General features: G+C 65.8%; 1 protein-coding gene and 1 pseudogene. Both read left to right on the top strand.

The window, feature by feature from the left end:
• Positions 1-309: pseudogene (locus tag EN780_RS34700) on the top strand (sugar ABC transporter substrate-binding protein); the annotation flags it as partial.
• A gap of 208 nt (positions 310-517) precedes the next feature.
• Positions 518-1184 (top strand): FadR/GntR family transcriptional regulator (locus EN780_RS34705; RefSeq protein ID WP_133372890.1); only part of this gene is annotated, 667 nt, incomplete at its 3' end.

Here is a 1184-nt window from a genome sequence, read left to right on the forward strand (position 1 = left end):
TTCGGCATCATGGGCGGCTGGCCGCTGTTCGGCGCGCCGCAGCCCTATCGCGACCTGTTCAAGCCGATGGCCGACAAGATCGCCAGCAACGCCTTCGTCATCGGCGCCGCCGACACGATCGGCGACGAGGTGGCGATCGCCAGAGATGGTCTGGTGACCGCGCTGGTCGGCCAGCGGCCGTTCGAAATGGGCTACAAGGCGCCGTCGGTGATGATCGACCTCATCGAAGGCAAGAAGGTCGACGATCCGGTCTTCACCGGCCTCGACGAATGCACCAAGGATACGGTCGACACCTGCATCCAGAAGTAGTCCGCGATAGCGGGGCATCCTTTCGAGGACGCCCCGTCACTTCCCTCAGGGACAAGGACAGGCAGCATTGTCGGGGCGGCAGGCTCCGGCTTTGACGCGCCCATGCGTCTTGCTTTCGACGAGACATTGGTTTTTCGACGAAGACATCGGCGGGTGCGGACAATCCCGGACAGTTTCCCAACGACAGCGCGCCGACGCCGGAACGCCGATGCCGGACGACAGATCAAGAAAGCGCGCCGCCAGTACCGGGACGATAGCCGGCCCTGCCGTTACCGCTCGACGGCCAGAGATGGCCTGGACCCCGGGGTCCAGCGTGCATGCCTCGCTGGCCAGCGAGATCGGCCTCAGGATCGTGCGCGGCGACTATCCGCCCGGCACCATCCTGCCCAACGAAGCCAAATGGTCGGAGACCTTCAACGTCAGCCGCTCGGCGGTGCGCGAAGCGATCAAGATGCTGATGGCGAAGAGCCTTTTGGCGTCGCGCCCCAAGATCGGCAGCTGGGTCGAACCGAAAGAGCGCTGGAACCTGCTCGATCGCGATGTGCTAGCCTGGTATGCGACGGCGCCGGATCGCGAGCTGTTCCTGAAGACGGTGCAGGAGTTCCGCCACATCATCGAACCGGAAGCCAGCGCCTTCGCCGCCATGCGCAGGAGCGAGGAGCAGATGGCGGAGATCAGCCAGGCCTGCCGCGAGATGGGGGCCGCCACCAACCTGCAGGAGCGCACGCGCGCCGACACGCGCTTCCACCTCGCCATCCTGCGCGCCTCCGGCAACGAGCTTCTGGTGCCGCTCGGCGTGCTGATCGAATCGGCGCTCGACCATCTGTTCGTCTTCGTCACGCGCGAGCACAGCGACCAGCGGCGGGCGCAGTCGC

Source organism: Mesorhizobium sp. M4B.F.Ca.ET.089.01.1.1, from assembly GCF_004022605.1.
In the GTDB taxonomy this organism is placed as follows: Bacteria; Pseudomonadota; Alphaproteobacteria; order Rhizobiales; family Rhizobiaceae; genus Mesorhizobium; species Mesorhizobium abyssinicae.